Here is an 18,484-nt window from a genome sequence, read left to right as displayed (position 1 = left end):
CGACCGCGGGGGCGGCGTTCGCCATGGCGAACGCCGCCCCCGCGGTCACCATCCGTCTCCTGCTGATTCCCACCGGCCTGCTGGTGCCGCCGGTGCTGTGCGACTCGGACGAGGCCGACTGCGGCATGACGCTCTCCTTCGCGGGTCGTGCGCGTGGTGCGTGAGGGCACCTGAGCGCCCTACCGCAAGGCTATGAACCACAGGGCGGTGAACTGCTGTGATCACTCATCGCTTTCGCTGACGTTTGTCACTCGACCGTCGTCACGAAGCATGGTCCGTTCATCCGTGCCCCAGGCTCGGGCAGGGACAGGACCGGTCAGCGGTCACGCGCGGCGTGCCAGGCCGGGCCGGCGCGCGGCGCGGCACCGGCGAGCACCGCCAGGCTCCCGCCGCGCCGGTCGCCGGTGAGGATCCCGGGTGCCCGCGGGGCCTCCATGAGCTTCGCCGGGCGGCCCGGCCGGTTCTCGGCGGCGCGGGCCCTCCCGCTCGGAGAGCGCGGCGTACTCATCGGCCTCCGGGGTGATCTCGGCGTCCGCGACGGCCGGGCGGCGCGGCAGCCGCTCACCCGCCAGCCGCAGGGCGCCCGACCCGGTGGCCGCGCTCGGCGGCCCGGCCCTCGTACGGCGCGTACTCGCGGACCGGTGACTCCCGCCGGAACGGCTGAGCGGACCTTCGCGGTCAGCCCGCCTCGGGACCGGCCCAGCGCCTCGCCCGGCCAGAGCCTCCTTTCGGGCTCCGGCCGCACGCTGGTGGGCCCGCGCGGTCGTGGAGTCGACAGACACGACCGCTCGGTCGACCGTGCCGACCAGCGGCGGAAGCGTTCGTGAACCGTCTTCCGCGGCCCGTACCGCTCGGGCAGGTCCCGCCTGGCCGCCCCGGTGGACAGTCTCCACAGGATTCCGTTGACCATGTGTTGCCGGTCCGGCACCGGCCGCCCCCTCCGCAGCGGGGCCAGCAACGGCTCGACCACCACCCACGAATCGTCGGTCAGCTCATGACGACACGCCACGGACGGAGCGACCCCGCCACTGTGCGGGCACGGCGAGGACCGGTCGGCGGCCCGGGCGACCCGACCGGTCACTCCTCTCACACCATCCGTCCCGCTGCGTGCTGCGTGCTGCGTGCTGCCGTCGGGTCGCTCTCACACCCGCCCAAGAAATCGACACAAGGGAGAAAACAGACCTCAAAGACATCCGTACGGGTCTCGGCACCGAATTACTCATGAGGAACCCGTGTGGTCCGGCTCGCCTTTCGTGGCCGGCCGGCTCGCGGGAAAGCGGCGCGAGAGCGGATCGTCTCGCGGAAGCACGGACGCGTACGCGTACCGTCGGAAGGCGCGCGTCGCGGGCCGTCCGCGCCGTCCGAACACCGGAGGGAGTGCGCATGAGCGGAGAGCCGACCGTGACCCGACCTCCGTCGGCCGTCCCGAGTGCCCCGCCCACCACGCCCGGGCAGTCGGGCCCGGGGGAGCCGGCCGAGGCCCTCGCGACGGATCCGGCGCAACCCGCCGGCCGGTCCGGGGACACCGCGTACGCCGGCCGGGACGGGGGACGGGACGGCGGTGGACTGGCGCAGACGCTGAGCCGGGTACTGGCCGAGGTCACCCGGGTCCCCCCGGCCTCGGTGGCGGAGGACAGCGACTTCTTCTCCGACCTGGGTGCCGACTCCCTGGTGATGGCCCGGTTCTGCGCGCGAGTGCGGAAGCTCCCCGGTCTGCCCCCGGTGTCGATGCGCGATGTGTACCAGCACCCGACGACCGGGAGTCTGGCGGCGGCCCTCGCGGCGGCCATGGAACCCACCGAACGGACGGAGCACACCGAACACGGCGCATACACCGAACACGCCGCCGAGCTCACCGAGCACACCGATGACGCCGATGACGCCGGACACGCGGCGTACGCCGGAGGCGTCAGGGGCGCGGAGCACGCCCGGACCGCCGCCGGGGCCGCATCGGCGCCCATCGCTCCCCCGGCACCGGCCGGGTCCACGACCGTGCCGGCGAGGTCCCCCGACTCGTCCGCGGCGGCCCGGGAGGCACGGGCGGACGACCGCCGGGGAGCGCTCCGGCGCCGGTACGTCCTCTGCGGAACGCTCCAACTCCTGGCGTTTCTCGGCTACTCGTACCTCGCCGCCGTGCTCGCGGCCCTGGGGTACGACTGGATCTCGGCCGGCTCGGGACCGCTCGGTGTCTACGCGCGCTCCGTCGTCTTCGGCACGCTCGCCCTGCTGGCGCTCAGTCTTCTCCCGATCGCGGTGAAGTGGCTGCTGGTGGGCCGGTGGCGGCCCCGGGAGTTCGAGGTCTGGAGTCTGTCCTACGTCCGTTTCTGGGTGGTGCGGACCCTGATCCGCTCCGACCCGCTGGTCCTCTTCGTCGGCTCGCCGCTCTACACGATGTATCTCCGGGCACTGGGCGCGCGCATCGGACGGCACACGGTCGTCCTCTCGCGCAATGTGCCGGCCTGTCCCGACCTGCTGTCGGTCGGCCGGCGCACGGTGATCCGCAAGGACGCGTTCCTCAACTGCTATCACGCCGAGGCGGGGGTGCTCCGGACCGGGCCGGTCACCATCGGGGACGATGTGATCGTCAGCGAGGCCACCGTGCTGGACACCGGCAGTTCGCTCGGCGACGGGGCGCAGCTCGGCCATGCCTCCTCGCTGCACAGCGGCCAGGCGGTCCCGGCCGGCGAACACTGGCACGGCTCTCCGGCCCAGCCCTGCTCCACCGAGTTCCGCGCGGTGCCCTCGGGCGGCTGCGGCGCGTTCCGCCGGGCGACGCACAGTGTGCTCCAGCTGCTCGCCGTGACCCTGGTGTACATCCCGCTGGCGGTCGGCGGGGTGGGCATGGTGCTGGCCTGGGCCCCGCAGCTGTCCACGGCCCTGGAGCCGGGGCCTTCGGCGCTCACCGACGCGGCGTTCTACGCGGAGGCGGTGGGCGCGTCGGCGGTGGGTTTCCTGCTGGCCGTGCCGCTGTCCCTGCTGTTCGTGCTGACCGTGCCCCGGCTGCTCGCCCGGACGATCCGCCCGGACCGCGTCTATCCGCTCTACGGTCTCCACTACGGGGCGCACCGGATCATCATGCTCGCCACCAACCGCCGTTTTCTGATGCGGCTGTTCGGTGACAGCTCGGCCGTCGTGCACTATCTGGGGCGGCTGGGCTACCAGCTGAGGCCGGTGGAGCAGACCGGTTCCAACTTCGGCACCGAGGTCCGGCACGAGACGCCGTATCTGGCGTCGGTGGGCAGCGGCACCATGGTCGCGGACGGTCTGTCGGTCATCAACGCGGACTTCTCGCACACCTCGTTCCGGGTCTCCCGGGCGGCCGTCGGCGCGCACAACTTCCTCGGCAACCGGATCGCCTATCCCTCCCGGGGCCGGACCGGGACGAACTGCCTGCTGGCCACCAAGGTCATGGTCCCGGTGGACGGAGCCGTACGGGAGAACACCGGTCTGCTGGGGTCGCCGTGTTTCGAGATCCCCCGGACGGTACGGCGGGACAGCACGTTCGACGACCTCCGGGAGGGCCCCGGGCTGAGCGACCGGCTCGCCGCCAAGAACCGGCACAACGCGGCGACCATGGGCCTCTATCTGCTGTCCCGCTGGATGTACTTCTGCTGGGTCACCCTGCTGGTGTCCCTGGCGGCCGAGTCGTACGCCCCGGTGGGCGCCTGGGCCATCGCGGTGGGCAATGTCCTCGCTCTGCTGTCCGGTCCGCTGTGGTTCGCCCTGGTGGAGCGGGTGGTCACCGCCCGGCACCCGCTGCGGCCGCTCTTCTGCTCCATCTACGACCGGCGCTTCTGGCTCCATGAGCGCTACTGGAAGGTGCCCTCGGAGATGTACATACGGATCCTCAACGGCACCCCGTTCAAGAACGTCGTCTGGCGGCTGGCGGGGGTCCGGATCGGCCGGCTGGTCTTCGACGACGGCTGTCATCTCACCGAGCGGGCGCTGGTGACCATCGGCGACCGCTGCACGCTGAACGCGGGCAGTGTGGTGCAGAGCCACTCGCAGGAGGACGGCGCCTTCAAGTCGGCGCACAGCACCGTCGGTCCGGACTGCACGCTCGGTGTCGGCGCCTTCGTCCACTACGGCGTGACGATGGGCGAGGGCGCGGTGCTGGCGCCCGATTCCTTCCTGATGAAGGGCGAGGAGGTGCCGCCGGGCGCGCGCTGGGGCGGTAACCCCGCCCGGCAACTGGCCGCCCGGAAGCCGGCCCCCCGGGAGCCGGCCGCACCCGACGCCGCCGTGACCGGGGCCCGCGCCGGGGCAAGGAGGCGGGACCGGTGGGAACGGTGAACCCGACCGCACGGGCCCCCGCCCCGCCCCTCCCGGTGGCGTACACGGTGCTCCCCCGCTGGACCCGGGCGCCCCGCCCTGGCACCGCCGAGCACATCGAGCCGCTGCCGGCCGGGCTGGTCGTCGCCCTGCGGCAGGCGGCGGACGGCCTCGGAGTGCCGCTCGCCTCGGTGCTGCTGGCCGCGCACGCCAAGGTGCTGGCCGCGCTCACCGGGGAGGGCGAGGTGACCACCGGCCTGCCGGCCGGCCGGGACGGGCGACCGCGCCCCTGCCGGGTGGCGCTTCCCGCCGGGTCCTGGCTGGAGCTGGTCCGGGAGGCGCACCGTGCGGCGGCCCCCGAGCGACCAGCGGTACACCGGGAGGCCGCGCGCGGGGACACCGCCGGGGACGCCGATCCCTGGTCGTGGTCGTCGCCGGACGCTCCCGGAGGCACCCCTGGGGGCCCCGCTCCCTGGCCACCGCCGGGTGATCCCAGGGACACTCCTGAGGGTCCCGGTCCCTGGCCGCCGCCGGACGCTCCCGGGGGCACTCCGGGCGGCTCCGATGCCTGGCCACCGCCGGGCGATCCCGGAGACGCCGTCCCTCCGTCGGCTGCCGTATCTTCCCCGCCGCCGGAGATCCCCGGAGACGCCGTCCCTCCGTCGCCGCCGGAGGCACCCGGAGGTTCTGGAGGGCCCGAGGATGCTGGCCCGTCGTCGCCGCCGGACACCGTGTTCGACGCCCGAGGCGGCTCCGGGGCGGCGGCCTCCGCGCCGGTGGCCGCCCGGGACGACCGGCCGGCCGGGGAGGCGCCCGCGCTCACCGTCGTACCGGCCATCGACGAGGCCGGGTGCGCGCTGCGGCTGCGCTACCGCACCGACGTACTCGACGCGGAGGCGGCCGCCCGGATCGGCGGCTATTACCGCACCGCGCTCACCCTGCTGACCGCCGGTCCGGGCGCCGGTCACACCACGGCCGCCCTGCTCTCCGAGGCGGAGGTCCGGTTCCAGACCGACGGACTGGCCGGTCCGTACCGGCCGCTGCCCGACCGCCGCGCCCATGAGCTCTTCGAGGACCGGGTGCGTGCCCACCCGGACGCGGTGGCCGCCGAGCACCGGGGCTCCCGCCGGACCTTCCGGGAGCTGGACGCGCGGGCCAACCGCCTGGCGCGGGCGCTGCTGGACCGGGGGCTGCGCCCGGAGGAACCGGTCGCGGTCGTGATGGAGCGCGACCTGGACTGGATGGCCTCGGTCCTCGGGGTGCTGAAGGCGGGCGGCGTCTATCTGCCCGTCGAGCCGCGCTTCCCGGCCGAGCGGATCGCCCGGATGCTCGCCCGCGCCGGCTGCCGGCTGGTACTGACCGAACCGGGGAGCACCGCCGAGCTGGACCGGATGGGGCCGCCGGCGCACCCCGGTACCGGCCCGGTCCGGCTGCTGGTGGCGGACGCCTGCGCCGCCGCCCGGGACGACAGCCCGCCCCGGGTGCCGGTCGCCGCCGGCCAGGCCGCGTACCTCTACTTCACCTCCGGCTCCACCGGCGAGCCCAAGGGCGCCCTCTGCGAGCACCTCGGGCTGCTCAACCACCTGTACGCGAAGATCGACGACCTCGGCATCGGCGAGGGCCTGGTGGTCGCCCAGACCGCGCCCCAGTGCTTCGACATCTCGCTGTGGCAGCTGCTGGCCGGGCCGCTGGCCGGCGGACGGACCCTGCTGGTCGAGCAGGCGGCGGTGCTCGATGTGCACCGGTTCCTCGACACCGTCACGGCCGGCCGGGTCGCGGTGCTCCAGCTCGTGCCCTCCTATCTGGACGCCGTGGTGTCCGCCCTGGAGCAGCGTCCGCGCGCCCTGCCGGAGCTGCGGTGCGTGTCGGTCACCGGCGAGGCGCTGAAGCCCGCGCTGGTCCGGCGCTGGTTCGCCGTCCAGCCGGCGGTGCCGCTGGTCAACGCCTACGGGCTCACCGAGACCTCGGACGACACCCATCACGAGGTGCTGCGCCGGCCTCCGGAGTCGGGCCGGATCCCGCTGGGCCGGACCATCGGGAACGTACGGTCGTACGTCGTGGACGAGCGACTGGCGCTGGTCCCGCTCGGCGCGCCCGGACTGATCGCCTTCGGCGGGGTGTGTGTCGGACGCGAGTACGTCAACGACCCCGAGCGCACCCGGGAGTGCTTCCGCGCCGATCCCCATCTGCCCGGGGGCCGCCTCTACCTCGGCGGTGACGAGGGGCGCTGGACCGCCGACGGGAAGCTGGAGTTCCTGGGGCGCCGGGACGGCCAGGTGAAGATCCGCGGCTTCCGTATCGAGCTCGGGGAGGTGGAGAGCGCGCTCCTGCGGACACCCGGGCTCCGGGACGCCGCCGTACTGGTCGACCGCTCGGGCGGGGGCGGCCCCCGGCTGGTGGCGTACTGCGCCGGTGACCGGCCGGTGGCGCCCGCCGCGCTGCGGGAACGGCTCGCCGCCCGGTTGCCCGGGTACATGGTGCCGGAGGCGTTCCACTGGCTGCCCGCGCTGCCGCTGACGGCCAATGGCAAGACCGACCGCAAGGCGCTCACCGCGCTCGCCGCCCGTACCGCGCCGGACGGGGAGGCGGCCGGGCCGGCCGGGGGCCTCCGGGCCCCGCGTACCGCCGCCGAGGCGCGGCTGGCCACGGCCTGGGCCGAGGTGCTGGGAGTTCCGGCGGACCGGGTGGGCCGGGAGGACCACTTCTTCGAGCGGGGCGGCAACTCGCTGTCGGCGGTGCGGCTGGCCGTGCTGCTGGACCGGGCCGTCACCCTCCGGGACGTGGTCCGGCACCCCGTGCTCGCCGACCTCGCCGCCCTGCTGGACACCGGCACCGGCCGGCCCCCGGCCCCCGCCTCCACTGGAGCGCCTCCGGCCACCACCGGCGCGGAGCCCCCGGCCCCCGCCCGTACCGCGCCCCCACCGGGCTGAGGCCCCCGCCCGGCGCGCCGGACGCACCGGCATCCCGCCGGTCGGATCGTTCCCACAGCTCACCGAGACCCCGGAGAGGACCGAGCCCCACAGATCACTACAGACCACTACAGATCACTCAGGCAGATCCCCCAGACCCATGGATCACTCAGGCCACACCGGCCGCACAGGCCATACCGGCCCCATAGAAGGAGCATCACAATGGTGTCCTCGCTCCACGTCCCCGCGCCCTCCCCCGGCACGGCACCCGACGCCGGCGCGCCGCCACCGGTCGTGACCGCCGAGCCGGGCGCCGATCCGGGCGCCTGGTCCGCCGGCCGGCGGGCCGGGCTGCGTGCCGCCCTGCTGGAGTACGGCGCGGTCCTGGTCCGGGGCCTCGGCCTGCGCGAGGCCGGCCAGGTGGCGGCCGTGGCCGCCGGTCTCGCGGCGGAACCGGTGCCCGAGCGGGAGGCGTTCGCGCCCCGCCGGACGTACCGCCCGGGGGTGTACTCCTCGGCCGTCTGGCCGCCGAACCAGCCGATGTGCATGCACCACGAGCTGAGCTACGCCCTGGGCTTTCCCGGTCTGCTGCTGATCGCCTGCCTCGTTCCACCCGAGCGCGGCGGGGAGACCGGCACGGCGGACGCGGCGGACGTGCTCGCGGCCCTGCCGCCCGAGGTGGTCCGGCGCTTCGAGGAGCGGGGCTGGCTGCTGACCCGGACCTACGGCGGTGACATCGGCGCCACCGTCACCGAGTCCTTCGGCACCGACGACCGGGCCGTCGTGGAGGCGTACTGCCGTGGTCACGCCATCGACTGCGCCTGGGAACCGGACGGCACCCTGCGCACCCGGCAGCGGCGCCCCGCCGTGGTACGCCACCCGGCCGACGGCCGGCGCTCCTGGTGCAACCAGATCGCGTTCCTCAGCTCCTGGACGCTCGATCCGGAGCTGCGGGAGTACCTGGTCGACGTGTACGGCCCCGAGAGCCTGCCGTTCGACACCCGGTACGGCGACGGGAGGCCCGTCGAGGCCGGGACGGTCGAGCTGATCAACGAGGTGTACGCCGCCCACACCGCGCGGCACCGCTGGGCGGCCGGCGATCTGCTGCTGGTGGACAACGTCCGCACCGCCCACAGCAGGGAGCCGTACGAGGGCCCCCGGGAACTGGTGCTGGCGATGGCCGACCCCGTGAGCCCCGCCCTCTCCGCTCCTCCCGCCGGACCTTCCGGTGAGGTGGGTCCGTCATGACGACCACCCACTCCCCCGGCGCCCGGGCCGAGCAGGGCGGCGCGCCCGCTCCGCCGCCCTTCGCGATCGTCTCCGGGGCCCAGGTCCAGCGCGCGCTGGAGGGGCGTGAGCGCGAGGTCATCGCGGTGGTGGAGGCCGCCTACCGGCTGCACGCGGCGGGCGACTCGGTCAATCCGCCCTCGTCCTTCCTCCGCTTTCCCGACCGGCCCACCGCCCGGATCATCGCGCTGCCCGCCTCGCTCGGCGGGGAGGTGCGGGTGGACGGTGTGAAGTGGATCTCCAGCTTCCCGGCCAATGTGTCCTCCGGGCTGCCCCGGGCCTCGGCGGTGCTCATCCTCAACGACCCGGTGACCGGCTACCCGTTCGCCTGCATGGAGAGCTCCATCATCAGCGCGAGCCGTACGGCGGCGTCGGCGGCGTCGGCGGCCGACCGGCTCAGCCGGGGCCGGCCGCGCCCCCGGCGGATCGGGTTCTTCGGCGCGGGGCTGATCGCCCGGTACATCCACACCTTCCTCACCGGCAGCGGCTGGGAGTTCGACGAGACCGGTGTGTACGACCTGTCCGAGCGCAGCGCTGCGGGCTTCCGGCTCTATCTGGAGCAGTCGGGCGCGGGCGGCGGGGTCACCGTGCACCACGACCCGGAGGAACTGGTGCGCTACAGCGACCTGGTGGTCTTCGCCACGGTGGCGGACCGGCCCCATGTGCACGACGCGTCCTGGTTCGGCCACCGCCCCCTGGTGCTGCATGTGTCGCTGCGCGATCTGGCGCCGCAGGTGATCCTCTCCGCGACCAACGTCGTCGACGACGTCGAGCACTGCCTGCGGGCCGGCACCTCGCTCCATCTCACCGAACAGCTGACCGGGGGCCGTGACTTCGTGCACGGCACACTGGCCGGGGTGATGGACGGCCGGGTGACGGTACCCGAGGACCGGACCGCCGTCTTCTCCCCCTTCGGCCTCGGCGTGCTGGACCTCGCGGTCGGCAAGTACGTCTACGACCGGGTGGCCCGCTCGGGCGAACTCCGCGTGGCCGAGGGCTTCTTCCACGAGCTGAGCCGGTACGGGTGAGAGCCGTGGTCCCTGACCGTTCTTCCAGCCTTTCGCGTTCCTCGCGTTCCTCGCGCTCATCGCGCTCATGCAAGGAGGCATGCACCGTGCCCGTCATATCCGTTCCCCATGACTTCAACGAGGAGGACCTCTACATCGACCTGCGCCCGCTCACCGGCCACTCGCTCTACCTCAAGTGCGAGGGGTTCAATTTCGCCGGCTCCATCAAGCTCAAGGCGGCGGCGGAGATGGTGGCGCAGGCCGAGCGGCAGGGCAGGCTCGTCGCCGGCTCGGTGCTGGTGGAGTCCTCGTCCGGCAATCTCGGGGTGGCCCTCGCCATGATCGCCGCCAGCGAGGGCTACGGCTTCGTCTGTGTGACGGACGCCCGTTGCAATCTCGCGACCCGGCTGATGATGGAGGCGATGGGAGCCCGGGTGCACGTGGTGTCCCAACCGGATCCCGAGGGCGGGCTGCTGGGCGCCCGGCTCGCGTACGTACGGCGTCTCTGTGCCGCCGACCCGCGCCATGTCTGGCTGAGCCAGTACACCAACCCGGGCAACTGGCAGGCACACTACCGGAGTACGGCTCCGGCGATCGCGCGCGCCTTCCCCCGGCTGGACGTACTCTTCGTCGGGGCGGGCACCACTGGGACCCTGATGGGCTGCGCCCGCTTCTTCAAGGACCGGCACAGTCCGGTACGGGTGGTGGCCGTGGACACCATGGGCTCGGTCACCTTCGGCGGGCCGCCGGGACGCCGTATGATCCCGGGCCTCGGCATGGCCGTGCCCCCGCCGCTGCTGGATGTCTCCTATGTCGACGAGGTGGTGCGGGTGGCGGAGGCGGAGACCGTCCGGACCTGCCGCCAACTCGCCCGGCGCGGCTTTGTGTTCGGCGGCTCGACCGGCACGGTGGTCCGTGGCGCGGCCGACTGGCTCGCCCGGCACGGCGCCCGGGGGCTGACCTCGGTGGCCATCTCCCCGGACCTGGGCGAGCGCTATCTGGACACCGTCTACCAGGCCAACTGGGTGGAGGCGCTGTACGGCCCCGAGGCGCTCGACACCGCCCCGCCGCCCGGGGCGGAAAACCCGGGCGGCGCCCCGGCGGGCGGCCCTGCCGGGGCCGGTGCCGGCCGGCGGGAGCACGCACCGGTGCGGCGGGGCGCCCGGCACACCGGGCGCTGAGGGCCGGAGCCGTACGTCCGCCGGTCCCCCGCCGCCGGGCGCGGGACCGGCGCCGGGCGCCGCCGCCGTGGGCCCGGTCGCCGGCGCGCGCCGGTGCGGGCCCGGTCACCGGTGGGCGCAGGTGCGGGCCCGTGTCCGCCGATGGGCGCGAGTGGGGGCCCGCTCGCAGGGGAAGCGCTCGCAGGCGGGGGCCGGTTCGGGCCCGGTGGGCTCCGGCGGGTTCCGGTGGGGCCCGGCGGGCTCCGGTGGGGCCCGCTCGTCGGTGGCCCGGCTCAGACCTCGTCAGTGGCCCGGCTCAGACCCGGAAGATGTCGAGGAAGCCGCTCCAGAAGCCCTTCCGGCGGCTCCCCTTGTCCTCCCGCTGGTCCCCGGTGTCCCGGCCGTATCCGGTCCCGGTCCCGGGGCCCGTCCCGTTCCCGGTGCCGATTCCGCCGTCCCCCGCGCGGGAGTGGCCGGCCGGCGCCCCGGAGCGCTCCCCGGCACCCACCACTCCCCGCTGCTGGAGCGCGGCGGCCGTACGGGTGGCGGCGGTCGGGCTGAACCGCGCGGGCAGGGCCACCAGGGCCCGGTGGAAGGGGCCCGGGCGCCACTCCAGTTCCCGGTCCGGGACGGCGAGGGTGAGGTCGGGCAGGGCGTTGAGCAGCCGCTCGATGGCGGTGACCGCGATGACCTGGGCGGGGTCCTTGGCCGGGCAGGCGTGCGGCCCGGCGCCCCAGGCCAGATGGGCGCCCTGGCCGCCGGTCCGGCGCGCCTGGTCGAGCTCCGGGTCGCCGTTGGCCCCGGCGAAGCTGATGACCACCGGGGTGTTGGCCGGAGCCACCACACCGCCGAGGTCCACGTCCTGCACCGGATAGTGGGTGGCGTAGTTGGCGATGGGCGGGTCGTTCCAGAGCACGTGGTCGAGGGCCTCCTCCACCCGCATCCCCGCCCCCCGGCCGGCCGCTCCGTGGCCGAGCAACAGCAGCAGGGCGTTGCCGATGAGGTTGCGCTCGGGCTCCACGCCCGCCCCCATCAGCATGACCAACTGGTCCTTGAGCTCCTCGTCGTTGAGACCGGCGGGGTGCTGGATCAGCCAGGAGGTGATGTCGTCGCCGGGGCGGCGGCGCTTGAGGGTGATGAGTTCCAGCAGGCAGGAGTTCAGCTCCTCGTTGGCCTTCAGCGCGTCCTTGCCGTCGAAAATGGCCGACATCGCGGTGGTGAGGGTGTCACCGATGTCGGCCGGGCAGCCGAAGAGCTTGTTGAAGAGGAGCAGCGGCAGCAGCTTGGCGTAGTCACCGAGGAGGTCGGCGCGGCCGCGCTCGCTGAACCGGTCGATCAGATAGTCCGCGATCGGTTCCACGTCCCGGCGGATCCGGCTGATGTTGAGCCGGTCCAGGCTGTCGGTGACGGCCTTGCGCAGCCGCAGGTGCACGGCCCCGTCGGTGAACAGGCAGTTGGGCCGGTAGGCCATCATCGGCAGGACGGGACTGTCGGGGGCGATCCGGCCCTCGTTGAGGTCGGCCCAGCGGCGGGCGTCGCGGGGGAAGAGGGCCGGGCTCTGCAGGACCTGCTTGGCCGCCTCGTGCTGGACGACGAGGGTGGCCTCCACGCCGGGCGCCAGTTCGACGGGCCCGGCCGCGCCCCGGGCGCGCAGCCAGTCGTAGGTGCGCCGGGGGTCGGCGGCGAAACCGGCGTCGTGCATCGGGCAGCCCGGGCCGGGCGGGGCCCCGGTGTGCTGAGTGTTCATGGCGGTTGGGTTCCTTTGGGCGGGATGCCCGGACGGGCGGCCCGGGGGTCGGTGCGGGGCGAGTTCAGGCCGCGCGGTCGAGCAGATGGCTGACCAGCGCGATCAGCGCCCGTCCCGAGGACTGGGGGTCGCGGGCGTCGCAGTGGACCACGGGGGTGTCCGGGAGCAGGTCGAGGGCCTCCCGGATCTCCTCGGCGTCGTACGTCCTCCCCGTCTCGAAGGTGTTGACGGCGATGGCGTATTCGAGCCCGTAGTCGTCTATGAGGTCGATGACCGGAAAGGTCTCCTCCAGCCGGGCCGGGTCGACCAGCAGCAGCGCTCCGAGCGCGCCGCGCGCCATGTCCTCCCACAGTTCCATGAACCGCTGCTGGCCGGGGGTGCCGAAGAGGTAGAGCACGAGTTCGTCGCTGAGCGTCAGCCGGCCGAAGTCCAGGGCCACCGTGGTGGTGGTCTTGCCGGTCACCCCCCGGAGGTCGTCCACATGGGCGGACGCCTGCGTCATCTTCTCCTCGGTGCGCAGCGGGGCGATCTCCGAGAGCGAGCCGATGAAGGTCGTCTTGCCCACGGCGAAGTGGCCCACGACCAGGATCTTCGCGGAGGTGGTCACCTCGCTGGAGACGTAGAGCGAGGCGTTGCCCCGTACGGCGCCGTTCGCGGGAGCGGAACCGCCGGTCACCACGGAGCCGTTCGCCCGCTCAGCCGATGAGGGATTCGAGTCCATGCAGAACCTTCTCAAGGGTCGCGCGGTCAACGGTCTGGGCGCGGGGTGGCTCCGCGCGGTGCAGCAGGTGGCCCTGCTCCAGCAGATCGGTCAGCAGCAGCCGGGCCACCCCGACCGGAAGCGCCACATGCGCGGCGACCTCCGCCACCGAGAGGTAGCCGCCCGAGCAGAGCTGCCAGATGGCCCGGACCTCGGGGCCCGCGCCCAGCGGGAGGGTGCGGTCGGGGGCCAGGGTGACCAGGGTGTGCAGGGACAGCTCGTTCCCGGTCGGCAGCCGGCGGCCCCCGGTGATCACATAGGAACGGACGAAGTCGCTGGTGACCGGGGCTTCCTCGCCGGGCCTGCTCATACGTCGGCGCCGGTCGTCCGGCGCGGTGCCGCGCTCATGGCCCGGCCCAGCGCGCCCACGGTCTTCTGCATCCGGAACGACATGGCCTCCATGTCCACGTCGAGGGCGGTGGAGACTGCGAGGTAGGCGCCGCTGCCGGCGGCGATCAGGAAGATCCAGCCCCCGTCGTACTCGATCAGGGTCTGCTTCCAGAGCCCCTGCCCGCCCGCCACGAACCCGGAGACGGCCCGGCTCAGCGACTGCATCGAGCTCATGGCGGCGGCGTTCTTCTCGGCGTCGTCGCGGCCGATGGTGTCGGAGCGCTGCATCAGCAGGCCGTCGGCGGCGACCAGGATGGCGTGGCGGGCGCCGCGCACCTCAAGTACGTCGTTCAGCACCCACGAGAGATCGGGATTCACTGGTCCTGAGGTCCTTCCGTAGAGTTCGTGTCCCGCCCGAGCTGTGTGCCGCGCGCGAACGCCCCGATCCGCAGGGCCGTGACCTGGCTGCGGCTCTCCGGTTCCGGCTGCGCGGCGTCCGGTACCGGTTCCGGCACCACGGAGACCGGGCCGGGGCGCCGCCGGCGTTTGGGCAGCCCCCCGGCGGTCGTCCCGATCACGAACGCCGGGCCGGGACCGGCCGGGGCGAGCGGCTGCTGCTCGGTGCCGTCCACCGGCGTCTCCTCCGCGACGGGTACGGGCTGGGGCGCCTGCGTGGTCAGCAGGTTCTCGGGCACCCGGAGCACCGCGCGGACGCCGCCGTACGGCGAGACCGAGTCGACCGAGACGGAGAAGCCGTAACGGGCGGCCAGCATCCCGGCGACGGCGAAGCCGAACCGGGGCGGGTCGCCGAGGCCGGTGATACCGACGGCGGTGTCCGTGGCGAGGAGCGCGGCGGCCCGGTCCTTGGTCTCCTGGCTCATGCCCACGCCGGCGTCGTCCACGATCAGGCAGACGCCGGAGGGGACGGCCTGGATGTTGACCTCCACCGGAGTGCCCGGGGCGCTGTACTTGGTGGCGTTGTCCAGGAGTTCCGCGAGGACCACGGCCACCGGCTCGACGGCCTTGCTGACGAGCGCGACACCGGCCTGGGAGTGGACGCTCACCCGGTCATAGTCCCGAATCCTGCCCTGGGCACTGCGGGCGACGTCGAAGACGGAGGCGTCGGTCTCCCGGCGCCCCAGCCAGCCGCCGCAGAGCACCGAGATGCCCTTGGTACGGCGGCTGAACTGGCTGCCGGTGTGGTCGATCAGCATCAGGTCACCGAGGACACCGGTCTGGTCGCCGTACTTCTTGAGCAGCGCGTCCAGCAGCACCTGCTGCTCCTCGGCCAGGGACTGCAGGGTGCCCATGGCCGACTTCAGCACCGCCTTGGTGGCCGCCTCGGCGTCGGCGCGCACATCCTCCAACTCGGCCGCGTGTTCGGTGCTCAGCGAGGAGAGCTGGTTCCGCAGCCGCCCGGCCTCGAACTGCGCGTTCTCCTGCTCGCCGGTGAGGGCGCTGTTCTTCCGGCGCAGCGCCACATTGGTTCTGCGGGCCCGGGAGACCGCGAGCACCGCGGCGAGGAGCACAACAAGCAAGATCCACAACAGTGGATCCTGGAGCAATGACGTCATGAGACTCTCTTCAAGTCGCTTCGCACCGGAAATAAGGGCGACCCGCGAGCCCGCGGCCAGTGCCGGAGGTCCGGATCCGCTCACGACCCGGGCCGCGCCGGGCCACCCTCACTCCTCCGCGCTAGGTCCCTGGAGACTGCCCCCCGTACACGGGCATGCCGTGCCGTCAGCCTGTTGAAAAGCGTGATGATCCTAACAGGAATCGACACCTCAACAGGCGGTTGTCCAAACCTACTTGTTGCCCCGTCAGATGGGCGTACATTACCCATCGCCGCCACTCGGGGCGGACACCCGGAATGCGCCCTCAACCCTCCGCAACCCCGCCGAACCGCCCGTCAGCCTCCGCCCGCAGCCGGACCCGCACCCCCGTCCGGCAGCCCTCGGCCCGGGGCTCTCAAGCGCCGGCCTCGGCCAGCGCCTTGATGCCGCCGAGGGTGGCCTCCATCCCCGCGCGCAGCTCCTTCAGCCGGAAGGCGACGATCTCCTCCTCCCGGTCCGGCCATCGCTCGATGGTCAGCGTGACCCCGCTGCGCCCCGGCCCGATGAGGGCCGACTGCCGCAGCCGGGTGCCCCCGTCCTCGGCCTCCAGCACATAACGCCAGGACGCCAGGGACTTCGCCGGATCCAGCGTCGGCTCTCCGTACCGGCCGTCCGCGTCCATGACGGCCCACCCGAACACCCGCTGTTCGTCCAGCTCCAGCACCTGGGACACGGTCCGCCACTCACCGATCAGCCGGTGCTGGTTGTACCCCTCGAAGCGCGCGCCCACGAAGGGACGGTCCGCGCCGTCGAGCCAGGCCACGCGCCGCAGCTCCGGGCTGAGCCGGGCGGGCAGACCGATGTCGGTCACCAGTTCCCAGACGAGCGGCACGGCCGCCTCGACATGAACATCGGCGTGCACACGCGGGCTGTCGGAATAGCGCACATCTCCCCCTCCAGGTCGGCCCCGATCATTCCCCGCCTTGATCGGCTTCCGCAACAGCTTCGGCCACAGGTGAGTGCGCTCGGGCGCGGGAGTGGGTGGGACGGACGCCGTGCCGTACGCGTCTCCCACCTCCCTGCTGGGGCCGAAGCCGGTGCTTCGGTGGCTGTGTTCGGCGGCCTGGCGCACGGCGGAGACCTGGACCGCAACCCGCTGGGCCGCGCGACCGAGGTCTCCGGGGAACGCGCGGTGGTGTCCTGCGCCGGGCAGTTACGGGCCTGGTACGAGGACACCACCGGCCAGGACGACGCACACCGGCGCGTCAAGGCGGGGCAGGTGTGGACGGTCGTGTTCTCCGACCCCTGCCACCGGGTCACACTCTCCGCCCGCCCCAGCCGGTCGATCACCGGCACGGCGAATGATCTTGGTCCGGTCGCGCGCGAATCGCCCGCCGGGCACCGGAAGCGTGACCACCGAACGGGCTTATGGATGGCGGGCCGTACCGCATTGGTTTGCCTGGCCGCTCTCGCTTCCCGCGCGGCGCTCGGCCGGCTGCCGGCCGTCGTACCGACCCGCTGAGATCCAGCGACCTTCAAGACTCTCCCGCCCCCTGCGACACGTGCCCATGGATCCGGCACGAAGGGGCGGGGAACCGCCCGGCTGCCGCCACGCAAGGGGACAGCCGGCAGCCGGGCGGCACTACCACCACCGGTCCGCCGCAGGGCCGGTGAGCGTCAGAGTGGGGCGAGGCGGGCCTTGAGCAGGCAGAATTCGTTGCCTTCGGGGTCGGTCAAAACGTGCCACTGCTCCTCCCCCGTCTGGCCGATGTCGGCCGGGCGAGCACCGAGCTTCAGGAGGCGTTCGAGCTCGGCGTCCTGGTCACGGTCGGTGGCGTTGACGTCGATGTGCAGCCGGGACTTCCCCTTCTCCGGTTCATCCCTGCGGCTGAGGATGATCGTCGGCTGCGGGCCACCGAACCCTTCGCGCGGCCCGATCTCCAGCGAGCCGTCGTCCTCACGGTCGAGGACGACGAAGTCCAGCACCTCGCACCAGAATCGCGCCAGCAGCTCGGGGTCACGGCAACCGAGCACGAGTTCACTGATACGACATGCCATGACGAGACCTGCTCTCGGTTCAGGGACCGCCAGGGGCAAGGCCATATGCGAACCTCGCGGGCCCCCGGCGATGGAGACGACCCCGCGACCGTATCGGACCGGGTGGGCTTCGTCGTCATGATTTCCGGGCCGACCGCGAGCGGCCGCCGGACGTGGTCATGGGCCGTACGGCCGGACACTGCGAGTAGGTGTACCGCTCGGCGGGGGTCACTCGATCGCGTGGAGCTGGCTCGGCGTCATTCTTGTCGCGCGAACCGCGCCCTACGGTGGGGGACTTGGTCGTCCTTCGGCAGGGAAGGTGAGGGCAGGGTATGGCCGGGTGCGCGGGGCCGGTGTGGAGCGTTCCCGTCGCCGGTGGACGCGTGGAGATCCCGTCGAGCACAGGAGGGGTCCGCGCGGTACTGGACGGTGGGAAGCGGGCGGAGTTCGAGGCCGAGGTGGCGCGGACGCCGGCCAAGCACCTGGTGTACGTGATCCTCGACTGGGCTCTGCCGGCGGGCGGGGAGGCCGTGGAGACGGCGGTGGTCGAGCGGCTCAGGAGCGGTGACTTCACCGGCGTGCTGGATGAGAACGGCGAGCCGGTCGCCCCGACGCATCCGCCGCTGGAGGTGGGTGAGGTGGCACCCACGGTGTGGTCCATGGGAGTGCCTGCGGGGTCGAAGACCTTTCCCGCGACCATCGAAGGCATCCGCGGGGTGCTGGACGGCGAGAGGCTGGTGGAATTCGAGGCGGAGATCGCCCGGACCCCGGGCCACGAGCTCACCTGTGCCGCCCTGCGCTGGGGATACCCGCCGGAGGAACTGGCCGGGGAGGACGCGCTGGTGGCCGAGTTGAAGGCCCGCCTCGTCCCCGGGGACGGACCTGCCGGCGAAGCGGAGGAGTCATGAGCCGCTACCGCGTCCGGTACGCCGGCGAAGCCGAAATCACCCGGGCGCGGATGTCGCCCGCGTTCCGGGCTCGGTTCGAGGCCGCGATGGCCACGACCCTGGCCCGCGATCCGTATGGGCACGGTTCCAGCCCGTCCGACTCCCCCAAGGAGAAGAACCGAAGGCTCGCCACCGTCGCGGGCGCGATCGTGCGGTACTACGTCGCAGGGCCGCCCGTTCTCGTCGCCACCGCAGTGAAGAGCATCCACGGCTGAACATCCGCCGGCCCTGCCAAATGGGATCGGTGGGTGTCTCCGGGCCGGGCCGCCTGCCTTGGCGGGCAGGCAGGCGGGCGAGCCGGGCCCGGTGGACGGTCAGGCGGGGGGCGGGAGGCGCAGGGGGCGGGGGGGGGGGGGGGCGGGGGGGGGGGGGGCGGGGGGGGGGGGGGGGGGGGGGGGGGGGGGGGGGGGGGGGGGGGGGGGGGGGGCTCTGTTGGGGGGGGGGAGAGTGGGGGGCGCGCGCGAGAGGGGTGGGG

At 73.4% G+C, this 18,484-nt stretch carries 16 protein-coding genes and 1 pseudogene; 9 read left to right on the top strand and 8 right to left on the bottom strand.

Going from position 1 to position 18,484, the window contains the following annotated elements; translation table 11 throughout:
* The first annotated feature begins 23 nt into the window (after nt 1–23).
* Nucleotides 24–164, top strand: coding sequence for a hypothetical protein (locus tag NX801_RS14585; RefSeq protein ID WP_258788127.1), 141 nt, complete (start codon nt 24–26; stop codon nt 162–164).
* A gap of 494 nt (nt 165–658) precedes the next feature.
* Here the strand turns inward: NX801_RS14585 and NX801_RS14580 are convergent.
* Nucleotides 659–1,009: pseudogene (locus NX801_RS14580) on the bottom strand (transposase); the annotation flags it as partial.
* A gap of 374 nt (nt 1,010–1,383) precedes the next feature.
* Here NX801_RS14580 and NX801_RS14575 point away from each other — a divergent pair.
* The 5 genes from NX801_RS14575 (at nt 1,384) to sbnA (ending at nt 10,656) form a co-directional block, all read left to right on the top strand.
* The gene (locus tag NX801_RS14575; RefSeq protein WP_258788126.1) at nt 1,384–4,293 is read left to right on the top strand and encodes a Pls/PosA family non-ribosomal peptide synthetase; all 2,910 of its coding nucleotides are present in this window, start codon (nt 1,384–1,386) and stop codon (nt 4,291–4,293) included.
* Nucleotides 4,281–7,202, top strand: a complete 2,922-nt coding sequence (locus tag NX801_RS14570; RefSeq protein ID WP_258788125.1) for an amino acid adenylation domain-containing protein — start codon at nt 4,281–4,283, stop codon at nt 7,200–7,202. Before NX801_RS14575 ends, NX801_RS14570 begins: the two co-directional genes overlap by 13 nt.
* 201 nt (nt 7,203–7,403) lie before the next feature.
* On the top strand, nt 7,404–8,429 hold the full coding sequence (locus NX801_RS14565) for a TauD/TfdA family dioxygenase (protein WP_258788124.1): 1,026 nt from the start codon (nt 7,404–7,406) through the stop codon (nt 8,427–8,429).
* Nucleotides 8,426–9,496, top strand: coding sequence for a 2,3-diaminopropionate biosynthesis protein SbnB (gene sbnB, locus NX801_RS14560; RefSeq protein ID WP_258788123.1), 1,071 nt, complete (start codon nt 8,426–8,428; stop codon nt 9,494–9,496). The genes NX801_RS14565 and sbnB overlap by 4 nt, the downstream gene beginning before the upstream one ends.
* An 86-nt stretch (nt 9,497–9,582) precedes the next feature.
* Complete coding sequence (sbnA, locus tag NX801_RS14555) at nt 9,583–10,656, top strand: 2,3-diaminopropionate biosynthesis protein SbnA (RefSeq protein WP_258788122.1); 1,074 nt, start codon at nt 9,583–9,585, stop codon at nt 10,654–10,656.
* Nucleotides 10,657–10,951: 295 nt separating this feature from the next.
* On the opposite strand, the gene NX801_RS14550 is transcribed toward sbnA, so the two are convergent.
* From NX801_RS14550 to NX801_RS14525, 6 genes are all read right to left on the bottom strand, one after another.
* Nucleotides 10,952–12,337 (bottom strand): cytochrome P450, encoded by a 1,386-nt coding sequence (locus NX801_RS14550; RefSeq protein ID WP_258788280.1) that lies wholly within the window; start codon nt 12,335–12,337, stop codon nt 10,952–10,954.
* 109 nt (nt 12,338–12,446) lie between these two features.
* Nucleotides 12,447–13,103, bottom strand: coding sequence for a GTP-binding protein (locus tag NX801_RS14545; protein ID WP_258788121.1), 657 nt, complete (start codon nt 13,101–13,103; stop codon nt 12,447–12,449).
* Nucleotides 13,078–13,452, bottom strand: coding sequence for a DUF742 domain-containing protein (locus NX801_RS14540; RefSeq protein WP_258788120.1), 375 nt, complete (start codon nt 13,450–13,452; stop codon nt 13,078–13,080). The genes NX801_RS14545 and NX801_RS14540 overlap by 26 nt, the downstream gene beginning before the upstream one ends.
* Nucleotides 13,449–13,850: a roadblock/LC7 domain-containing protein gene (locus tag NX801_RS14535; protein WP_258788119.1), complete on the bottom strand. Its 402-nt coding sequence runs from the start codon at nt 13,848–13,850 to the stop codon at nt 13,449–13,451. Before NX801_RS14535 ends, NX801_RS14540 begins: the two co-directional genes overlap by 4 nt.
* Complete coding sequence (locus NX801_RS14530; protein WP_258788118.1) at nt 13,847–15,046, bottom strand: ATP-binding protein; 1,200 nt, start codon at nt 15,044–15,046, stop codon at nt 13,847–13,849. Before NX801_RS14530 ends, NX801_RS14535 begins: the two co-directional genes overlap by 4 nt.
* A 394-nt stretch (nt 15,047–15,440) precedes the next feature.
* A complete protein-coding gene (locus NX801_RS14525) occupies nt 15,441–15,947 on the bottom strand; it encodes an SRPBCC family protein (RefSeq protein WP_258788117.1) in 507 nt (168 codons plus the stop codon).
* Nucleotides 15,948–16,130: 183 nt separating this feature from the next.
* Between NX801_RS14525 and NX801_RS14520 the strand changes: the two genes are divergently transcribed.
* On the top strand, nt 16,131–16,547 hold the full coding sequence (locus tag NX801_RS14520) for a hypothetical protein (protein WP_258788116.1): 417 nt from the start codon (nt 16,131–16,133) through the stop codon (nt 16,545–16,547).
* A 155-nt stretch (nt 16,548–16,702) separates the two neighbouring features.
* On the opposite strand, the gene NX801_RS14515 is transcribed toward NX801_RS14520, so the two are convergent.
* A complete protein-coding gene (locus NX801_RS14515) occupies nt 16,703–17,083 on the bottom strand; it encodes a VOC family protein (protein WP_258788115.1) in 381 nt (126 codons plus the stop codon).
* Nucleotides 17,084–17,445: 362 nt separating this feature from the next.
* On the opposite strand from NX801_RS14515, the gene NX801_RS14510 reads away from it, so the two are divergent.
* Both NX801_RS14510 and NX801_RS14505 read left to right on the top strand, forming a co-directional pair.
* Entirely contained in the window at nt 17,446–17,970 is a 525-nt protein-coding gene (locus NX801_RS14510) for a hypothetical protein (RefSeq protein WP_258788114.1), read from the top strand.
* Nucleotides 17,967–18,224, top strand: a complete 258-nt coding sequence (locus tag NX801_RS14505; RefSeq protein WP_258788113.1) for a hypothetical protein — start codon at nt 17,967–17,969, stop codon at nt 18,222–18,224. Before NX801_RS14510 ends, NX801_RS14505 begins: the two co-directional genes overlap by 4 nt.
* Nucleotides 18,225–18,484 lie beyond the last annotated feature (260 nt).

It is taken from the genome of Streptomyces pyxinae (genome assembly GCF_024756275.1).
GTDB classification, from domain to species: Bacteria; Actinomycetota; Actinomycetes; order Streptomycetales; family Streptomycetaceae; genus Streptomyces; species Streptomyces pyxinae.
This window is presented reverse-complemented; position numbering and strand designations above follow the sequence as displayed.

What these genes read in the sequence shown, in the direction of transcription:
- NX801_RS14585 (WP_258788127.1), top strand. Translation starts at nt 24, where the DNA reads ATGGCGAACGCCGCCCCCGCGGTCACCATCCGTCTCCTGCTGATTCCC.
- NX801_RS14530 (WP_258788118.1), bottom strand. Translation starts at nt 15,046, where the DNA reads ATGACGTCATTGCTCCAGGATCCACTGTTGTGGATCTTGCTTGTTGTG.
- NX801_RS14515 (WP_258788115.1), bottom strand. Translation starts at nt 17,083, where the DNA reads ATGGCATGTCGTATCAGTGAACTCGTGCTCGGTTGCCGTGACCCCGAG.
- NX801_RS14575 (WP_258788126.1), top strand. Translation starts at nt 1,384, where the DNA reads ATGAGCGGAGAGCCGACCGTGACCCGACCTCCGTCGGCCGTCCCGAGT.
- NX801_RS14565 (WP_258788124.1), top strand. Translation starts at nt 7,404, where the DNA reads ATGGTGTCCTCGCTCCACGTCCCCGCGCCCTCCCCCGGCACGGCACCC.
- NX801_RS14545 (WP_258788121.1), bottom strand. Translation starts at nt 13,103, where the DNA reads ATGGACTCGAATCCCTCATCGGCTGAGCGGGCGAACGGCTCCGTGGTG.
- NX801_RS14550 (WP_258788280.1), bottom strand. Translation starts at nt 12,337, where the DNA reads ATGCACGACGCCGGTTTCGCCGCCGACCCCCGGCGCACCTACGACTGG.
- sbnB (WP_258788123.1), top strand. Translation starts at nt 8,426, where the DNA reads ATGACGACCACCCACTCCCCCGGCGCCCGGGCCGAGCAGGGCGGCGCG.
- NX801_RS14540 (WP_258788120.1), bottom strand. Translation starts at nt 13,452, where the DNA reads ATGAGCAGGCCCGGCGAGGAAGCCCCGGTCACCAGCGACTTCGTCCGT.
- NX801_RS14505 (WP_258788113.1), top strand. Translation starts at nt 17,967, where the DNA reads ATGAGCCGCTACCGCGTCCGGTACGCCGGCGAAGCCGAAATCACCCGG.